Source organism: Phaeobacter sp. CC-HEC084 (assembly GCF_059429255.1).
In genome coordinates, this window is sequence record NZ_JCAIJQ010000002.1 from 1,760,121 (window position 1) to 1,776,328 (window position 16,208).

A 16,208-nucleotide genomic window follows, 5' to 3' on the forward strand; every position below is an offset into this window, starting at 1 on the left:
ATCGGATCAGCCATCCGATCAAGGGGCTCGTCTGCCTCTGCCAGCATCATGTTTACGACATCCATGGCCCGGATATCATCGAGCAAGCCCGACCCACTCGACTCTTGCTTGAGATCCACGTCGTTCATATGCCTCCCGACCCGCTCGCCGAGCCAGTCGGCAGCCTTGATGTCGGCGAACAGGTTACAATCCTCCTGTCGACCCTCCTGTGTCAGGGAGCCCGGAAGAGATGTTTCGGTACTGCCAGTGGTCATCGCGTTCTCCGTTTCTTCTACGAAGATCGCCGGAACCCATGAAAAATCGAAGGGTCAAGTCGGGAGACCATGCTTCCTGGTGGGGCGGTCCCTTTTGCTCGTACGCGCGTGCGCGCATACGAGAACCTATAGGGTTTGGGCCCAAACTCTCTATGAACGACCATCCGTGCAGAACCGCATCCAGGTTTTTTTATGGGGATAAACCCCCTAATTACGGTCCCTTCGACTTCGGATCGGAGCACCTTCGACATATACTAGACAATGACGAGAGAAGCCCATGGTTGATGGTTTTGACACGGCGTCTCAGCACGTAATAGACGGGAACGGTAAGGGTGACGATCGAACTGACACCACTCAGCGGGCGCGGCGGAAAACGCGAAATAAAATTTCGAGTCCATGACGAAGAATTCCCCGGGATGGAGCGCAAAGCGCATCAACATGGATTTCGCAGTGTGAACGCCCTCGCGGCTCACGCGCTTCGTCAATATGGAACGCATGGCATCAGTATGGTGGCCGCTCAAATGGGCGAAGCTGCGGAAGTCCTGCATGACATCCGCGCGGCAGCGCACGCAGAAAACTCACCGATCTCCCCTGATCAAGTGAAGGTCATGGTTCGGACCTGGGAAGGTCTGTGCGACAGGCTGATCGCGGAATTGAGGAAAAAAAGGTAATGCGTCCGCATTTCACATCGCATCACTCGGCCGTCGAACTGGCGCGATATGATCTGCGGAAAGGCAGTGAGGTACTCGGCGGGACCGTGATCGCGCGGTCCGCATCAAAGTTGCGCGATCATTTCGAACAGTTCGGTGCTTGCGGTTTTGTTCATATCACGCTGTCAGCGCCGGAGGGGGTTTGGCTTGATCGAGAGACGTGGCTGGCCTCGATGCGCTTCGTGATGAAACGCCACCAGTTTCCCGTTGAACTGACCCCTTGGGTCATGGCGCGCCATACCGACACCCCCGGTGACCACGTCCACTGTTTTGCGGCACGCGAGACCTTCGAGTTTCGGGAAATCAGGCCGATCCGGTCAAAAGCGCATACAGCGGAAACTCACCAGCTGCTGGCCGAGCGTCTGGGCTTGCCGATACCTGACTATTTCTCACCGGCCGCACCACCTCGTCTTTACGGCAGTGTCCCCTTGAGACGGCTGAACCGGGACACCGAATATCGCCGTTTGGCGGATGACCTCAATGCGGGCCTTTCGAAATGGCCGGAAAACCTGGACGCCTTGAACGATGCGCTGTCAGCCCTGGCGAGCCCTTATCAGATAAGTGAAGACATCAACTCGTATGGCCACCCGAGCCTCGTCTGCGTGAGTCCAACGCGCCGGCTTCGACCGAGCGCGTTGGGTGACGCCTTCTTTCCCGTAAACCTGAAGAAAAGGATCGACTGGGCAGCACAGCTCACGCGATCGCGGCTCAACTTAGACATGGCTATCCTCTTGAGAACGCCTGAAATTCTTAGGGCCCTAGACCACGCCGAACATGAAAAATCAGACCACAGACATTCTTTGAGAGGAAACCCGCCCGATGCCGCCGAAGACCGAAAAAACGGTGCACCAGATCCCGGACGAGATGGAAAAATTAACCGCCAGGTTGAAAATGATCAGGGGGGACGTGCTGATCTTGCATCCCCTCTTAGACCTGCTGGAGGACCCGGACGGCTCAGGCCCGGGCGGGACGGCAGCGGTTCGTCTGATCAAGATGATCGCGGACATGAAAACCAGGCAGGAAGCGATCGAGGCCGAGGTGGCGGACGTCAAAGAGGCGGTGCTGATGATCAAGGAAAAATCCGACACCATGGCCGAAATACTGGATCGCCTGGACACAGTACTCAACAGCGAGGTGGATTAACGCTACTCGGCTGGGTTGCGCGCGTGTTGAAAATCGCGGGTCGGGTCACTCCGGGGTTCAGACATAGCCTCGATATTTTTGCCCGAAGTATGCGGTTGAAGTTCAGGGATAAGAGCGCGGTTGACGTGATGCCGGGCAGCGTGACCCTGCGTGAGGCAGGTGATTCGCTTTCGAAAGACGCGCGCCTTTTCACATCAGCTTTTGCGTCGGATTTTGAACGCCATGATGTGCTGGAGAACATTCTTGATCCTAATCTACCGTTGACACCGGCGATGACGCTCTGTGGAACTGCTCAATCAAAGGGACATCACTCGAAGAAGAAAAGGCCTCGGGTTCAGTTGATGTGTCTGGGGCTCAATCTCGATCCCGTCAGTGAGTTGGTGGAACTTTTTCATGGGGCGATCGAAGGGGTGCACATCAAGGGACCCGTTCTTCAAATAACGGACGGCTTCGCGCTGTTGGGAAAAAATCAGCCGCGAGTTCTTGTACTCGGCTTACGCGCGCAGGAGCGCTTGCAAGCACAGGACCTGAAGCTGACGTCCATCTTGACCGATGTGATCACGACATGCCCCGACATGACCTGTGTGCTGCCCGATGGAACTATCACGATAGCCAGAGAGTTGTCCCGGATTGCATCGACCATCGCACAAAAATCGGGGCAATGCGCCCCAGAAAGCTTATCAGGGGACGAAACGAATAACGAAGGAATTCTAGCCAACAAGAACACCCCCTCCGACGATCAGGAACCTGGCTTCTGAGCATGGAACAACTGGATTGCAATTCACGTATCGTTCGAGGAGCCGCACCTCGAGCAAAAAAACCATGACATTCAGCGGGCATCCGTTTTGCACTGTTTCCTTGGTCGAATGTCCTCGAGCGCTGCATAGAATGCCGGCAACACCAACAGAATGAGAACCGTCGCTGCCAACAGCCCAAACACGACCGAAATCACAAGCGGCTTGAGGGTCTGTGCTTGGGTCGAGGATTCCAGAAGCAGAGGTGCCATGCCCATGATGGTGGTCGAGACCGAGACGAAGATCGGGCGGAACCGCGACCGCACAGCCTCTCCCGCAGCCATCGCGGCCGACAATCCATCGACGCGGCGGGCGTTTATGACGCCAACCAGCAGGATCGCATTGTTGACCACGATTCCGGCAAGCGAGGCCGCGCCCACCAGCGACGGCATGGAGATGTTGTAGCCCATCAGGACATGACCCCAGATCACCCCGAGAAACGCGAGCGGGATGGTGATCATTACGATCAGCGGTTCAACATAGCTGCGGAACTGGAAGCTGAGCACCAGGTAGATGCCCACCAGCCCAATCAGGAAACCGCGTAGGATCGAGGCAACGGTTTCCGCCGAATTCGCTGCTTGTCCGCCAATATCAAAGTTGAGGCCGGGAGTGGCGGTGACAAGGTCAGGAAGGAAACCCTCAGCCAGCCGGGCCGTGATCGCGTCGGCATTGCCGATCTGGCCCTCGACATCGGCTGAAACGGTCAGTGTCCGCGATCCGTTTCGGCGCGAGATGCTACCCCAGCCGCGTGCCTCGGTAATCGTAGTAACGCTGGATAACGGCACGGTGCCGCCACCCGGCAGGGCGATTTCGAAAGTATTCAGGTCATCGCGGACAGCGCGGTCGCTGGCCGTCAGCCGTATCTCCAGATCCCAGGCCAGATCGCCGCGCCGGATTTCCGCAAGCTGCGTGCCGAGAAAGGCGGCGCGGATCTGGCCGGCCACGTCCGTGGCGGTCAGCCCGAGAGCTTCGGCGCCTTGCGACAGGCTCAACCGCAACTCCGGTGCGCCGGTGCGCAGGTCGAGGATCGCGTTACGCACACCGGCATACGATTCGAGTTCCGCCAGCGTGGCGCGCCCCGCCGCCTCCAACGTGGAAAGGTCGGGGTGGGTCAGGCGCAATTCTACCGCGATGCCTTGCGGGCCGATCCCCGGCTCGGTCAGGATCAGCGAAGAAACACCGGGCAGAATGCCGATTTCTTCGCGCCAGAGCGTGACGATTTCATCAAGCGTGCTGGCGCGTATCTCGGCCCCAAGCAAATCGATGGCAACGGTGGCGACATGGGCACCGCTTTCGCCAGCCGAAAGGTTTCTCCCGAGCCGCGTGATGCGGCGGATCACCAATGGTTGCGCCTGCGGCTGCTCCGGCGTCAAGCGCGCGTTCACGCGGTTTAGCGCCGCCTCAACCTGAGCGACGGCCTCGGTCGTGCGCACAAGCGGTGTGCCTGCGGGCAGCATCAGTCGGGCCTCCAGCACGTCGCCATCGATCTCGGGCATCGCCTCGCGCTTCACGACACCGCCGCCCAAGGCACCAACGGTCAGGATCAAGGCCCCGATGGCCAGCCCGACAACAAGCCAGCGCGCCTTGATCGCGGCATCAGCCATGCGGCCCACGCCACGCTCACGAAGAGCATCGAAACCCGCGTCGAACCGGATGCGAAAACGGGACGCGGCGATGTCCTTCATTCCGCCTTTCAGGTGATGCGGCAGGATGAAAAAGGCCTCGATCAGCGACGCGGCGAGCGCGGCCAGCAAGACGATCGGAAGGACCTCGAGCACCGCGCCTAGTTCCCCCGAAAGGAAGGCTAAAGGCAGGAACACCGCTAGCGTTGTCAGGAAGGATGAGATCACGCCGGGCGCCACGGCTGCCACGCCCGCCGCGACGGTTTCGACCGTTGCGCTCTTGGCGGCATGCACTGCGATGGAATCCGCGATCACGATGGAATCGTCCATCACGATCCCGATCGCCATCAGCAGGGCCACGAGCGTCATCATGTTCAGGCTCAGCCCGGTCAGCCCCATCCAAACAAAGGCTCCCGCAAAGGCCACGGGCAGGCCCATCGCGGCCCATATCGCGAACCCGGGTTGGAAGAAGAGGCTCATGACCGCGACGACCAGCACAAGCCCGATCACCCCGTTCTGAACGAGCATCACCAGCCGGTCGCGGATGATGGATGTCACGTCCTGAACCCCCTCGACGGTGATCGTGTCCGGCAGGCGTTCGCTCTCCTCGGCCACCAGCGCGGCGACCCCGTCAAGCACGCGCAGCGCATCGGCATTGAGCGACTTGGCCACGTCGATCAATATGGCTGGCGCGCCGTCGACAAAGGCGCGGTCCTGCGGCGGCTCGAAGCGTTCCTCGATCACCGCCACGTCCCCAAGCGTCAATGTCGCGCCATTCGGCAAGACCAGAACCGGAATCGTGGCTAGCGCCGTGGCCGTGTCGCGTTCGGCGGTGAAGCGCAAGGTCAGGTCCGCGCCCGGCCCTTCGAGCGTACCGGCGGGCAGGTCGATGTTCTGTGCGGCGATGGCGGCTGCCAGTGAGGCAGGTGTCAAGCCGTGGCTGTCGAGCAGGGCGTTCGAAGAGGTGATGGAGATTGTTCGGGTTCCGAGCCCCCCGCGCGTTACGCGGGCGACACCGGCCAAGGCGGTCAGTCGGTCCGACAGGCCGTCAGCATAAAGGTCAAGTTCGCCCAGCGGCAGATCGCCCGAGATGGCGACCGATGTGACCGGATCGGAGCGGTGCAGTTCGCGTACCACCGCGGGATCGGCACGGTTAGGGAAGGTGTCGATGGCCGACACCTCGGTGCGCAGCGAATTGACGAAGCGCAGCGCATCGTTACCGGGCGCCATGGTTGCCACGGCGCGGGCGCGGCCGCTCTGCGCGGTGCAGGAAAAGGTTTCCAGCCCCTCGACACCCTGCACGCCGTCCCAGAGCGGCGCGCAGATCGCGGCCTCCACATCCTCGGCAGCAGCGCCCCGGTAGGGCACGGTGACCTCGGCCTCGACGGCGCGGAAATCGGGGAAGGTTTCGCGCAACAGGCCCGGCGCGGCAAAGATGCCCGCTGCAAGGAACAACAGAAGCAGCAGGTTGCCCGCCGTCGGGTGGCCGGTGAACCAGCGTATCACGGCTGGACCTCGACCGGGGTCAGGGCCATGCCGGGAATGGCCGGCGCGATGTCGTCGATCACCACGCGGTCGCCCGGCGACAGGCCAGCGGCGATAACGACGCGGCCATCCTGCGCAAAGGCGGCGGTGACGGGGCGCAATTCCAGCAAGTCATCGGGGCCAAGGATACGCACCATGTCGCCATGCAACGCCGCCTCGGGGATAGGGATGAGGCCTGTCATGGAAGCGCCCGAAAAGGGAAGCTGTACCTGCATGTTGGGCACCAGCGGCAGGCGGCGGGGCGGATCCGCGCCCTCATAGGGGTCGTCAACCCTGACCACGACCGGCACGGTGCGCGCACGGGCATCCAGCACGCCCTCGATCCCGACAACACGGGCGCTCCAGATCTGCCTCGGGTCCGCCATAGGGCTGAGCGTCACCTCGATCTGCGTGGCGGGCATGTCGCGCATCATGTCGCCAAGGGTGATGCCCTCCGGTGTATCTCCCAATAGCCGTCGAAAGCTGTCTACCGGCAAATGCGCCACGACCTCGGCCGCCGCGATCCCGTCAGCACGGATCACCACCTGACCTGGGGCGACGGTCTGAAACAGCTCAGCATTCACCTCGGTCACCCGCAGGTCGAACGGCGTCGTCAGGGTCGTGCGGTCGAGCGAGCGGCGCGCCCGGTCTATGGCGGCCTCGCTGCGTGCGACCTGCGCCGCGATCCGCGCTTGGCGAGACGGGATCAGGGCGAGCGTGTTCTCCAGTTCCGCCACCGTGCGGCGGGCCAGAAGGGTCGCGCGCTCGGCCTCGTCGGCGCGCGATTGTGGGACGGTGCCCTGTTCGGCCAAGGTCCGCGTGCGCGTCAGATCGGCCTCGGCCAACGCCAATCGCGCGCGTTCCAGATCGAGGATGCGGCCCGTATTGGCCGCCTCGGCGGTCAGTTGCGCGCTTTCGGCAGCGAGTGCAGCAAGATCGGCCTGCGACTGCGCCAGCGCCAGTTCGTAATCGGTCGGGTCGATCTGCAGCACCTCGATTCCCGCCGGGATCAGGCGACCTGGCTCCAGGTCGGGATGGCTCCAGATCACCTCGCCCTGCACCTCGGCCACGGCGACCCAGGTCTCGGCTGCGCGCAGGTTTCCCCAGGCAGTGGCGGACGGACGGATGTCTTCCGCCGCAACCGTCATGACCCGGACAGGCAGCGCGGATGCGCCGCCCTCGACCTGCGCGGGTCCGGGGGCGGAGGCGATCATCCAGACCGCCGCGGCGATGCCGAGCGCGATGGGTGGCAGCGCCAGGAGCGGGACGAGGCGCATGGGTTCAGCCCTGCGCCCGGCGCATCCGCGCCAGCGTGCCGTCGCGCAGGATGAACTGGTGGTAGAGCGCGCCAATCACATGCAGCGCAATCAGCGTCAGCAGGACAATCTTCAACACATTGTGCCCCTGCGCCGCGGCCTCGACCCCGCCGAACCACGCGACAGACCCGCTGAGTGGCATCAGGATCATCAGCGTGTACAGGCCGACATGGGTAAGCTTCGCGAAAATGCCTTGCACCTTGCTGGCCTCGATCGCCGGGGGCACCCCACGCCGGGCGCGCAGGGTCAGCCGCCACAGCGCGAAGATCATCACCAGCGCGCCGCCCGCAACATGGGCCAGCACGAGCGGGTCGAACCCAGCCTCCAGCCCATCGGTGATGCGGTCCCATGCGGCCGACATCGCGTCCTTGAAAAGGTATTGCTGCGCGATCAGTGCGAAGACGAGCCAATGCAGCGTGATCTGAAGGCGGGAATAGCCGGTGGGGGCGGTTTTGGCGGGCATGGCGAGGATCCTTTCGGTCAGGGTGCGCGACTCGGGATAGAGGTTGCGGTTGTCAACAGTATATGTTAGTGAGTTATAACTAACAAGGGGTGACGCATGTCGGGTCGTCAAAGTGCTGAAGAGAGAAAGGCGCAAATCGTGGCCGAGGTTCTGCGACTGGCCGATGAGATCGGACCCGACCGGCTGAGCACCACAGATGTCGCGCGTGCAATCGGCCTCAGTCAGCCTGCGATCTTCAGGCATTTCCCCACCAAGGGTGCGCTCTGGCTGGCGGTGGCCGACGATATCGCTGACCGGTTGCAGAGTTGCTGGGCTGCGGCCGAGGCGGGGGCCACCGGGCCGCAGGCGCGCCTGAAAGCGCTGGTCGGTGCGCAACTGACGGCCATTGCTGAAACGCCTGCCCTGCCGTCGATCCTGTTCTCGCGCGAGTTGCAGGTGGACAATCAAGCCCTGCGCGACGTGTTCCGGGGGCTTCTGGGCGCTTTTCAGGGCCGCCTTGTTGCCGTGATCCGTGATCTTCAGGCTGCGGGCAATCTGAAGCGCGACGTCAGCCCGGAGGATGTCGCCATCCTGCTGACGTCTCTGGTGCAGGGTGTCGCCATCCGCTGGACGCTCGGCGCCCGGGGCTTTGCGCTCGTTCCTGAGGGGATGCGTCTTTATGAGGTGCAAATGGGAGTATTTCGACAGACGTAGGGCGATCTCGATACCTAGGGTCAGGTTCCACAACCAATAGATTACGACGGCCGCGAGAACGATCGATGAGAGGAACACCTTTGGACATCGCTCATAGTGGGTCGCGGCGCGCCTCCAATCCTAGATCCTGCCAAACATGATCTCATTCCGGTTCCGCCGCTTATAGCGTCGCTTATCGTATTTGACAGGCGTCTTCCGCTGCTTTCGACCGGGGATGCAGGCGCGTATGCCCTTGTCCTGCAATGCTTCTCGGAACCAGTCGGCGTCAAACCCGCGATCCCCAAGCAACGATTTGACGCTTGGCAAGCCGCTGAGCAGGGCCCGTGCGCCGATATAGTAGCTCACCTGCCCCGCGGTGACGAACAGGTCGATCGGTCATCACTGACTGTCGCAGATGGCGTGAAGTTTGGTATTCATGCCGCCTTTAGGTCGTCCGATCAGGCGACCGCGCCCCCTTTTTTTCGCGGCCATGCTGAGCGACCGAAATCAGTGCATCCTGACCCTAACCCGCGGAACCGCAGGATGACGTAAATGGTCCAAGCTTCTGAAGCGTCACGGCGACCATCTACCAGACTATAAATCGGCTGGGTTCGCTCTCCCGTTCCACCTACCGTGGTAATGACAGAACGCCGCTCAGCGACGGCAGGCGATCGATCGCGGCTTTGAGAGCGGGAACGGGAGACTGGTCTCCATATACCGATTCATGCACGTCCTGACCTTCGTGACCCATGATGTCGCGGGCGACTTTAGCGGGGACCTCTGTGTCGAGATCCAGGACGTGCTGGACGTAATGGCGGGCGCTCTGAAGTGACAGACCTCGGCCTGCATCCCCCCAGGTTTCCTTGACAAATTTTTCGACCTTTCGGCCGACTTTGCGGCCCATGATGTTGGAGGCCGGCTCCTTAAGGTCAGGGAAAAGGCGAACATAACCAGCTTTCCGGGCATCGCGAACAAGCTCCATTAGACCCAGGTGGATCAGGTCATCGTGAAGCGGAACTTTTCGCCGCGAAGTAGCGTTTTTGATCCGGCGATCGGTGGTGGTGATCACATCGAAGTAGGTGATCCCGTCCTCCTGTCTAACGTAGTCGACGCCGATGCCGGCGATTTCCTCGCGCCGCAGGCCGCTATACGCCGCGATCAGGGGGACCCAATACACTCCGCTCCTGCGCCGTTCGGCGAGAGGGGGTAGCCAAGGCCCCGGCTCGGGATCGCTCCAATACCGGTGCCGAAAGAAGGTTTCGAGTTCTTCTCGGGTGAAGGTCCGCTTCTTATCTCGCGCGCGCCCCTTTTCTTTTCGTCGCAGGAGGCCAGGATCAAGCCGGGGATGCAGTTCGAAGCCCTCAGCCTTGGCCGCCGAAATCAGTGCGCTTGCGTGGTCCACGTATCTGTTGACCGTGCCGACCGCCAAGCCGATCTTTTCCTTCGGGAGACCTTCGGCCTTAGCGAGGACCGATTCTATCGGGAGGGTGTGATCTGACGGCGATTTGCCGAAGGATTTCGGCAACTTAAGAAGGACAGCCCGAAGTTTCACGAAATCTGATTGGATAAGGGATCGGATATCTGTCTTGCCCGTAACCCTCTGAAGGAGGATCCCGAAAGCGCGGTACTGACGCGCCGTCTTTTCTTCCAGACCTTCATCTGCGTGTTTTTTGAACTGGATCATTCGTTCAATGACCGCATTAATCGACGGATCGAGCTCGGAGTCGTCCTGTTCAGCCGGCATGATTTCATGGATCACTGCGCGGGTTTTGTTTGCCTGAACATCGGTCACTGTCGACGCGGTTACGGGGTCAGGCGAACTCGGTGCTTCCCTTTGCTCATCGTCTTGCGAGAATGTGCCTTGGACCGGATCGAACTGGTCCATAACGTCTGATGCCAGCGCCCGAGCGGGTGGGGTGGCCACCGCGGCGTTGGCCGCGCGCATGCCCTCGATGAAAAGCTCGAGCAGCTGGACAGCTTCACGGTCTCCCTTGATCCGACGACCGGTCACCTTCTCGAAGTCATCGGCCCTGCGAGCTGCGCCGACGTGGCTACGCAACAGAGGTCGGGCGTGACTGTCGAGGACCAGCCTTAGCATCGCCACCTCGGCACGACTGCGGCCTTTGGCGATCATATCGTGCTCGACCTGCTCGGATATCGTCGCGCCGATTCCCTGCTCCGCCAGAATGTCCCAGGTTTCAGTCGTATTGGAGGTGATCTGTCTCTCCAGCTCGCAGGGCGGTGACCCGTAGCGGAATCGGAGGTCTTGTCGCAGATCATTCTGTGCCGTGACGTGGGTTTTCACCACGTGCTGCAAATACCGCCGGGCTTCTTCCAGCGTGATTCTATCCTGTTCCAAGGCTGCCATGATCGGCTCACTCTCCGCGCTCAACACACGGGATAATATAGTCGCCCTGACGCGGTCTGTGGTGCGCAACGAGACCCTCAGGTCTGCGATTCTTGTGGATTGAGGCCGGACTTTGCGTCGCCAGTAATAGACGCCGTCTCGGCAGGTCAGGTGGGGGAGAGAGGTCATTTTCGGGCTCCAGATAGGAGACCGACCCGAAAACACCGCCGCAGCGGTGTCACAGTCTGGTGTCACAGTAACGAACCCCCGAAGGGGAAAGTTACTGAGATCAGACACTTACGTGAAAGTTGGCTCCGGCGGTAGGGATCGAACCTACGACCAATTGATTAACAGTCGGAGGAACACCTATACTCCTCAATAAGTATCAACCGATAAAATGCTTAAAAACATATACTTGAAGGGAATCTCTTATTGTGGGCTATTGACGTTTGGGGGCGTTTTTCGCTAGAAAGTGCCCCTAAAATGCCCCCAAGACTGCCCCTGCTTTGGGTAGTCTCGAGGCCGGAGCTGACAAGGAGGCTGGTATGGCAACCATCGAGAAGCGTGAACGCAAGAAAGGCGTTGTCTATCAGGTCGATGTTCGCGTTGCAGGATATCCCCGCCAGAAGAAAAGCTTCAAGCGCCTCACAGACGCTAAAGCATGGGCGGCCAAGACCGAGAGCGACATCAAGTCGGGTCAGTTCCAACCGATCAGCGCTCAGTCGAAGCGCAAGACATTCGCGGATGTCTTGGATCGCTACGAACGGGAAGTCTTGCCTAACCTAGCCGAGAGCACCCAGCGCAGTTCAAGGACGGCACTGCGCTACTGGCGCAAGAAGCTTGGCGACTACAGTTTGCAGTACATCACCACTGAGCAGGTCTCGAAACTCATGGGTGAGCTTGCCGCGACCCCGGATGAACGCGGTCTTGGCGAAAGGACAAAGCCCAAGAGCAAGCGCACGCTGAAGTACTACCGCGACGCGCTGGATATGCTTTTCAAGAAGGCGTGCTCATGGAAATGGCTTGGTGTTAATCCGGTGGACGGGGTCGAACGCGTGACCAAACTCCGAAACGAGCGCACGCGCTATCTCTCTGATGACGAGCGCGGGCGGCTTTTGGATGCCTGTCGGCAAAGCCCCAATAAACAGCTTTACCCAATCGTCGTCTTCGCTCTGTCCACCGGTTGCCGTCGTGGTGAGATCATGGGCCTCACACTCCCTGATATTGATCTGTCGCGACACATGGCGGTGTTACGCGACACCAAGAACGGTGAAACACGATCCGTCCCGATCGTCGGCCATCTAGCCGAGCTTTTGGAACTGCATATCGTTGACGTGAATGACCTGTACGATGAAAAATTCCCGGCTGCGCCAAGGCGCTACCTATTCCCTAGGCGTGACCTAGCCGCGCCGATGGATGTCCGCAAAGCATGGGAAAACGCGATATCCAAGGCGAAGATCACCGACTTCAGGTTTCACGATCTGCGCCACAGCACCGCCAGCTATCTGGCCATGCAGGGTAAGTCTCTGATCGAAATTGCCGACATGCTAGGGCATAAAACCCTCCAAATGGTGAAGCGATATTCGCACTTGTCAGCTGATCACAAAAAGGGTCTTGCAGAAGACCTCAATGGCAAAATGTTTTCAGCTTAAGTACCTCGGCAGTTCAGCGGCCCTGCGCGCAGCACTCCGAGGCCAGGTAGAGAAAGTTCTTGTTTGCCGCTTCTGCACAAACTGTTACTTTCAGAAAGTTGGCCGTGTCATGAATCCTGTTCGAGACACGACATCAACAAGAAAAAGCTGAGATGAGCAGAGCTGAATCAAGCAAAAATTTTTGAATTACATTGCACGGCATGGTGCTTGCTCAGAGGGGCGGTCGATAGGAGAAGAGTGATCTCTTGCGGTGTAATGAAACGTGCTAAAAGAAATAGGATGTCCATGAAAATTGTTGGCTTATCGCCCGAGGAGATGGCACGTGAGGAAGCTGAAAAAGCTGCATTTGATGCCCTGCCATTAATTGAGAAAAATGCGATCAAGTTAGCTGATCTGGAACGTGAGTGGTCCATACTTGGCCCGTCGCGTTCCATCACGTTCACGGTTTGTTTTATAGAGGAAGAGCAAGCCAATTTATTGGCTCAAGATGCGCGAAAAGAAGGCTTTGATGTGAGTATTGTCACGTGGGCCTCTGAAAATACCTATCGGTACGAACTGAATGCCACACGCATAATGGAGCCTACCGCAGAGAATGTCACTTTTTGGGAGGATTGGTTTTTTACGCGAGCAAAGAATGCGCCTGATTTTGAAGAATATGATGACTACTTTATAGACGGCGCTGATTTCTCTGGATGGAGTTATCCCAAAACGCTACGTCCCGCATTTTTGCTGGAAGGCGACAAGCGGTCGAAAAACTATCAAAACGCCCTCGGCGCTCAAGAGCGAACTCGTATTCTATTTGGACAAACCCTGTGTGATTTCGAAGCATCAAACGGATGGGCTTCAAAAAAAAACTCGAATTCCTCCCCATCCTTCCAACTTATCCCATCAGAGTTTGTGAAATTTGCAATCCGCCGAAGACCCTCCTCCCCAGGACCAACGGCATCTAATTTTTCACAGTGGTTGTATTCTCTCTACGCTAGCGCTTTTGGCGACGCACAAGATCGTGATGAAGGGAAGGCCGCAGAGGAGTTCATCCTGGAAGAGCGACAACGAGCATACGCAGCTACAGATTCCAAAACAATGCGCTCGCACTTCTCGGATTGGCGGCTACAATTCAACGGGCTTCATATGGCTCAAGGCATTAGGCCAAATTTCTATACAATCAAGGACCTCAGGGTAAGAGGAGAGCCGCTCCGTGTGCTCCCCGACTTGGTCTATAGGAACAACCGTACAGGCGAGGTCATTATCGTAGAGATCAAACATTCACAAATGGATATTCCCAGTAACCTTTGGCCGAATATCTGGGGCCAGCTGTGGTGCTATGCGCAAATAGAAGAATTTCGCGATGCCCCGAAGGTAACAGTGGTTGGTGAAGTATGGGGAGATCAGTGGTATTCTCGTGGACAAGTCAGATACGTGTACTTGCGCGCCAGTGTCAGGCGCAATCCACGCGCAAAGGCCTACGATCGTTTTTTTCGCTCCTTGTTTGATATCTATCGTGGCAAAAATTAAACATCCTCTTCAATATTTTGGGTGTTCGTTTGTCTGTCATGATGCAGGTGGCTTCCTGTAAGATGCTGACGAGCGGCACAACCTAGTTTACACCGCATTTCCAAATTCTTCGTCGGTCATTATTCGCTGCGTAGTTTTTTCCGGTGGGATCTCCTGCGGCTGACAAACTGGGTTCGACTCCGCCTATTCGCTACCTGTTATCTAGACGTATCCTAGGCTCCAGACTCATTTATTTTCAAAGCCAGAAGAGCACGGTAGCGGCGAGAGCAATGGCGAAGATCACCGACTTCAGATTTCACGATCTGCGCCACAGTACTGCCAGCTATCTGGCCATGCAGGGCAAGTCTCTCATCGAAATTGCCGACATGCTGGGGCACAAAACCCTCCAAATGGTGAAGCGGTATTCGCACTTGTCAGCTGATCACAAAAAGGGGCTGGCAGACTTGGATGGCAAGGTTTCACGGTCGTCCCCTTGTGGGAAGGACGGAAATCCAACTGTCTACTTGAGCGCATGCCTGTAATCATTTTTCATGATTTATACGAAAAAGTAATCACTTTTCATTGCGAGTAAGAGTTTTTCATGACATCATACGCCTCAAGCCAAACGACAAGGGGTATAGGGTTTTCATGGAAATGGCTCAAAGTCAGCAGTTTTCAGGCGTTGTAAGTGTTTTTCAGGATAGTCGGCTACCAGAGCCAGCTATGCCCGTTGGATACGCTGCGCTGATTGACGCCTTCCACTTGAACGTGCCGCTTCCTTTGATCCTTAGCGCCACAGGTGCCCGCCACAAAGTGTATGAGCGAGACGGTTGGCGCATCTACACACCGCGCCACGAACCAGCCGCATCCCTGGAAGGCCATCTGATCTTTGCCCTGAAGTACGAAGGGCTGGACCTTTGCATCCTGAAAAAGCTCTTCGAGGTCGTCGATCCTCAAGAGCTCGAAGCCATGATTTTAACGAAGCCAAACAGTGCCTATATGCGGCGTATATGGTTCCTCTACGAATGGTTGCTTGATGTCGCTCTAAATTTACCTGACGCAAAGACGGGAACTTATGCCGACATTGTCGATGCCAAGTTGCAGTACGCCATAAAGGGCGTCACATCGACCCGGCACCGAGTGCGAAACAATCTACCTGGCACAAAGGACTTCTGCCCACTCGTGCGGCGCACTAAAGCACTTGAAAGATCGGTAGCCGCCCAGTTTGACGTCCGAGCCAAAGAGGTTGTCGGCAAGATATCGGCAGGCGTTCTCGCCCGAACCGCAGCATTCTTGCTCCTGAAGGATTCCAAATCAAGTTATGCAATTGAGGGAGAGGCTCCACCACAAGATCGCGTCCAGAGATGGGGCAAGGCGATTGGTGAGGCTGGCAAGCATCCTCTCGATCAGGACGAACTTCTTCGGCTTCAGCGCATCGTCATTGGAAAGGACGACCGCTTCATAAGACTTGGGTTCCGAACACAGGGCGGTTTTGTCGGTGAGCACGAAAAAGACACCCGTTTGCCCATACCTGACCATATCAGCGCGCGCCATGAGGACCTGCCCGCCCTAGTGAGTGGGCTGGTTGCATATGATCAGCATGCTAATGAACTTGATCCTGTCATCACAGCGGCGGCTCTGGCGTTTGGATTCATCTATATCCACCCTTTCGAAGACGGAAATGGACGGATTCACAGATATCTTATCCATCATGTCCTGTCCGCAAGAGACTTCAGCCCGCGCGGTCTTATCTTCCCTGTTTCAGCCGCGATCCTAGATCGTATAGATGACTACCGGCGCGTGTTAGAATCTTACTCGACGCGACTATTGCCTCTCGTTGAGTGGCGTCCGACAACCAAAATGAATGTTGAGGTGCTCAACGATACTGGGGACTACTATCGCTATTTCGACGCGACCCCCCATGCAGAATTTCTGTATGCCTGCGTTCAACGAACAATAGAGCATGATCTTCCTGAAGAAGCGGCGTTTTTACAGCGCTATGACAATTTCAAGGCGCGCGTTGAAGCCACCATTGAGATGCCTGCGTTGACAGTGGATTTACTGTACAGTTTCTTGGCGCAAAACGGCGGCATCCTTTCTAAACGTGCGCGTACAAAAGAGTTTTCCCTGCTGACAGATGAGGAAGTTGGGAAAATCGAAGCCATCTACCAAGATCAGTTTGATGGCTCTGGATCGGATCGACTGCACAGCGAGTGA

The 16,208-nt window shown here is 58.1% G+C and carries 11 protein-coding genes and 1 pseudogene; 7 read left to right on the forward strand and 5 right to left on the reverse strand.

Translation table 11 applies throughout. From position 1 onward, the window contains the following. The first annotated feature begins 586 nt into the window (after positions 1-586). A complete protein-coding gene (locus tag AC5SSZ_RS08620) occupies positions 587-925 on the forward strand; it encodes a hypothetical protein (protein ID WP_370570371.1) in 339 nt (112 codons plus the stop codon). Continuing rightward, the gene (locus tag AC5SSZ_RS08625; protein WP_370570372.1) at positions 925-2,865 is read left to right on the forward strand and encodes a relaxase/mobilization nuclease domain-containing protein; all 1,941 of its coding nucleotides are present in this window, start codon (positions 925-927) and stop codon (positions 2,863-2,865) included. The genes AC5SSZ_RS08620 and AC5SSZ_RS08625 overlap by 1 nt, the downstream gene beginning before the upstream one ends. A gap of 71 nt (positions 2,866-2,936) precedes the next feature. Here the strand turns inward: AC5SSZ_RS08625 and AC5SSZ_RS08630 are convergent, their stop codons facing one another. Genes AC5SSZ_RS08630 through AC5SSZ_RS08640 form a run of 3 tightly spaced genes read right to left on the reverse strand, consistent with a single transcriptional unit; the run spans position 2,937 to position 7,826 of the window. Continuing rightward, entirely contained in the window at positions 2,937-6,029 is a 3,093-nt protein-coding gene (locus AC5SSZ_RS08630; protein WP_495437878.1) for an efflux RND transporter permease subunit, read from the reverse strand. Beyond that, on the reverse strand, positions 6,026-7,324 hold the full coding sequence (locus tag AC5SSZ_RS08635) for an efflux RND transporter periplasmic adaptor subunit (protein WP_370570374.1): 1,299 nt from the start codon (positions 7,322-7,324) through the stop codon (positions 6,026-6,028). Before AC5SSZ_RS08635 ends, AC5SSZ_RS08630 begins: the two co-directional genes overlap by 4 nt. A 4-nt stretch (positions 7,325-7,328) precedes the next feature. After that, positions 7,329-7,826, reverse strand: a complete 498-nt coding sequence (locus AC5SSZ_RS08640) for a cytochrome b (protein ID WP_370570375.1) — start codon at positions 7,824-7,826, stop codon at positions 7,329-7,331. 96 nt (positions 7,827-7,922) lie between these two features. Here AC5SSZ_RS08640 and AC5SSZ_RS08645 point away from each other — a divergent pair, with 96 nt between their 5' ends. Continuing rightward, the gene (locus tag AC5SSZ_RS08645) at positions 7,923-8,519 is read left to right on the forward strand and encodes a TetR/AcrR family transcriptional regulator (RefSeq protein ID WP_370570376.1); all 597 of its coding nucleotides are present in this window, start codon (positions 7,923-7,925) and stop codon (positions 8,517-8,519) included. Positions 8,520-8,549: 30 nt separating this feature from the next. On the opposite strand, the pseudogene AC5SSZ_RS08650 reads toward AC5SSZ_RS08645, so the two are convergent. Then, positions 8,550-8,993 (reverse strand): annotated as a pseudogene (locus AC5SSZ_RS08650) (IS5 family transposase); the annotation flags it as partial. A gap of 133 nt (positions 8,994-9,126) precedes the next feature. Next, positions 9,127-10,866: a site-specific integrase gene (locus AC5SSZ_RS08655; protein ID WP_370570377.1), complete on the reverse strand. Its 1,740-nt coding sequence runs from the start codon at positions 10,864-10,866 to the stop codon at positions 9,127-9,129. Positions 10,867-11,390: 524 nt separating this feature from the next. Between AC5SSZ_RS08655 and AC5SSZ_RS08660 the strand changes: the two genes are divergently transcribed. The 4 genes from AC5SSZ_RS08660 (at position 11,391) to AC5SSZ_RS08675 (ending at position 16,208) form a co-directional block, all read left to right on the forward strand. Further along, positions 11,391-12,497: a tyrosine-type recombinase/integrase gene (locus tag AC5SSZ_RS08660; RefSeq protein ID WP_274840632.1), complete on the forward strand. Its 1,107-nt coding sequence runs from the start codon at positions 11,391-11,393 to the stop codon at positions 12,495-12,497. A 279-nt stretch (positions 12,498-12,776) separates the two neighbouring features. Next, positions 12,777-14,012: a ribonuclease E inhibitor RraB gene (locus AC5SSZ_RS08665; protein WP_274840633.1), complete on the forward strand. Its 1,236-nt coding sequence runs from the start codon at positions 12,777-12,779 to the stop codon at positions 14,010-14,012. 143 nt (positions 14,013-14,155) lie between these two features. After that, on the forward strand, positions 14,156-14,533 hold the full coding sequence (locus tag AC5SSZ_RS08670; RefSeq protein WP_274840634.1) for a tyrosine-type recombinase/integrase: 378 nt from the start codon (positions 14,156-14,158) through the stop codon (positions 14,531-14,533). Positions 14,534-14,639: 106 nt separating this feature from the next. Continuing rightward, the gene (locus AC5SSZ_RS08675) at positions 14,640-16,208 is read left to right on the forward strand and encodes a Fic family protein (RefSeq protein WP_274840635.1); all 1,569 of its coding nucleotides are present in this window, start codon (positions 14,640-14,642) and stop codon (positions 16,206-16,208) included.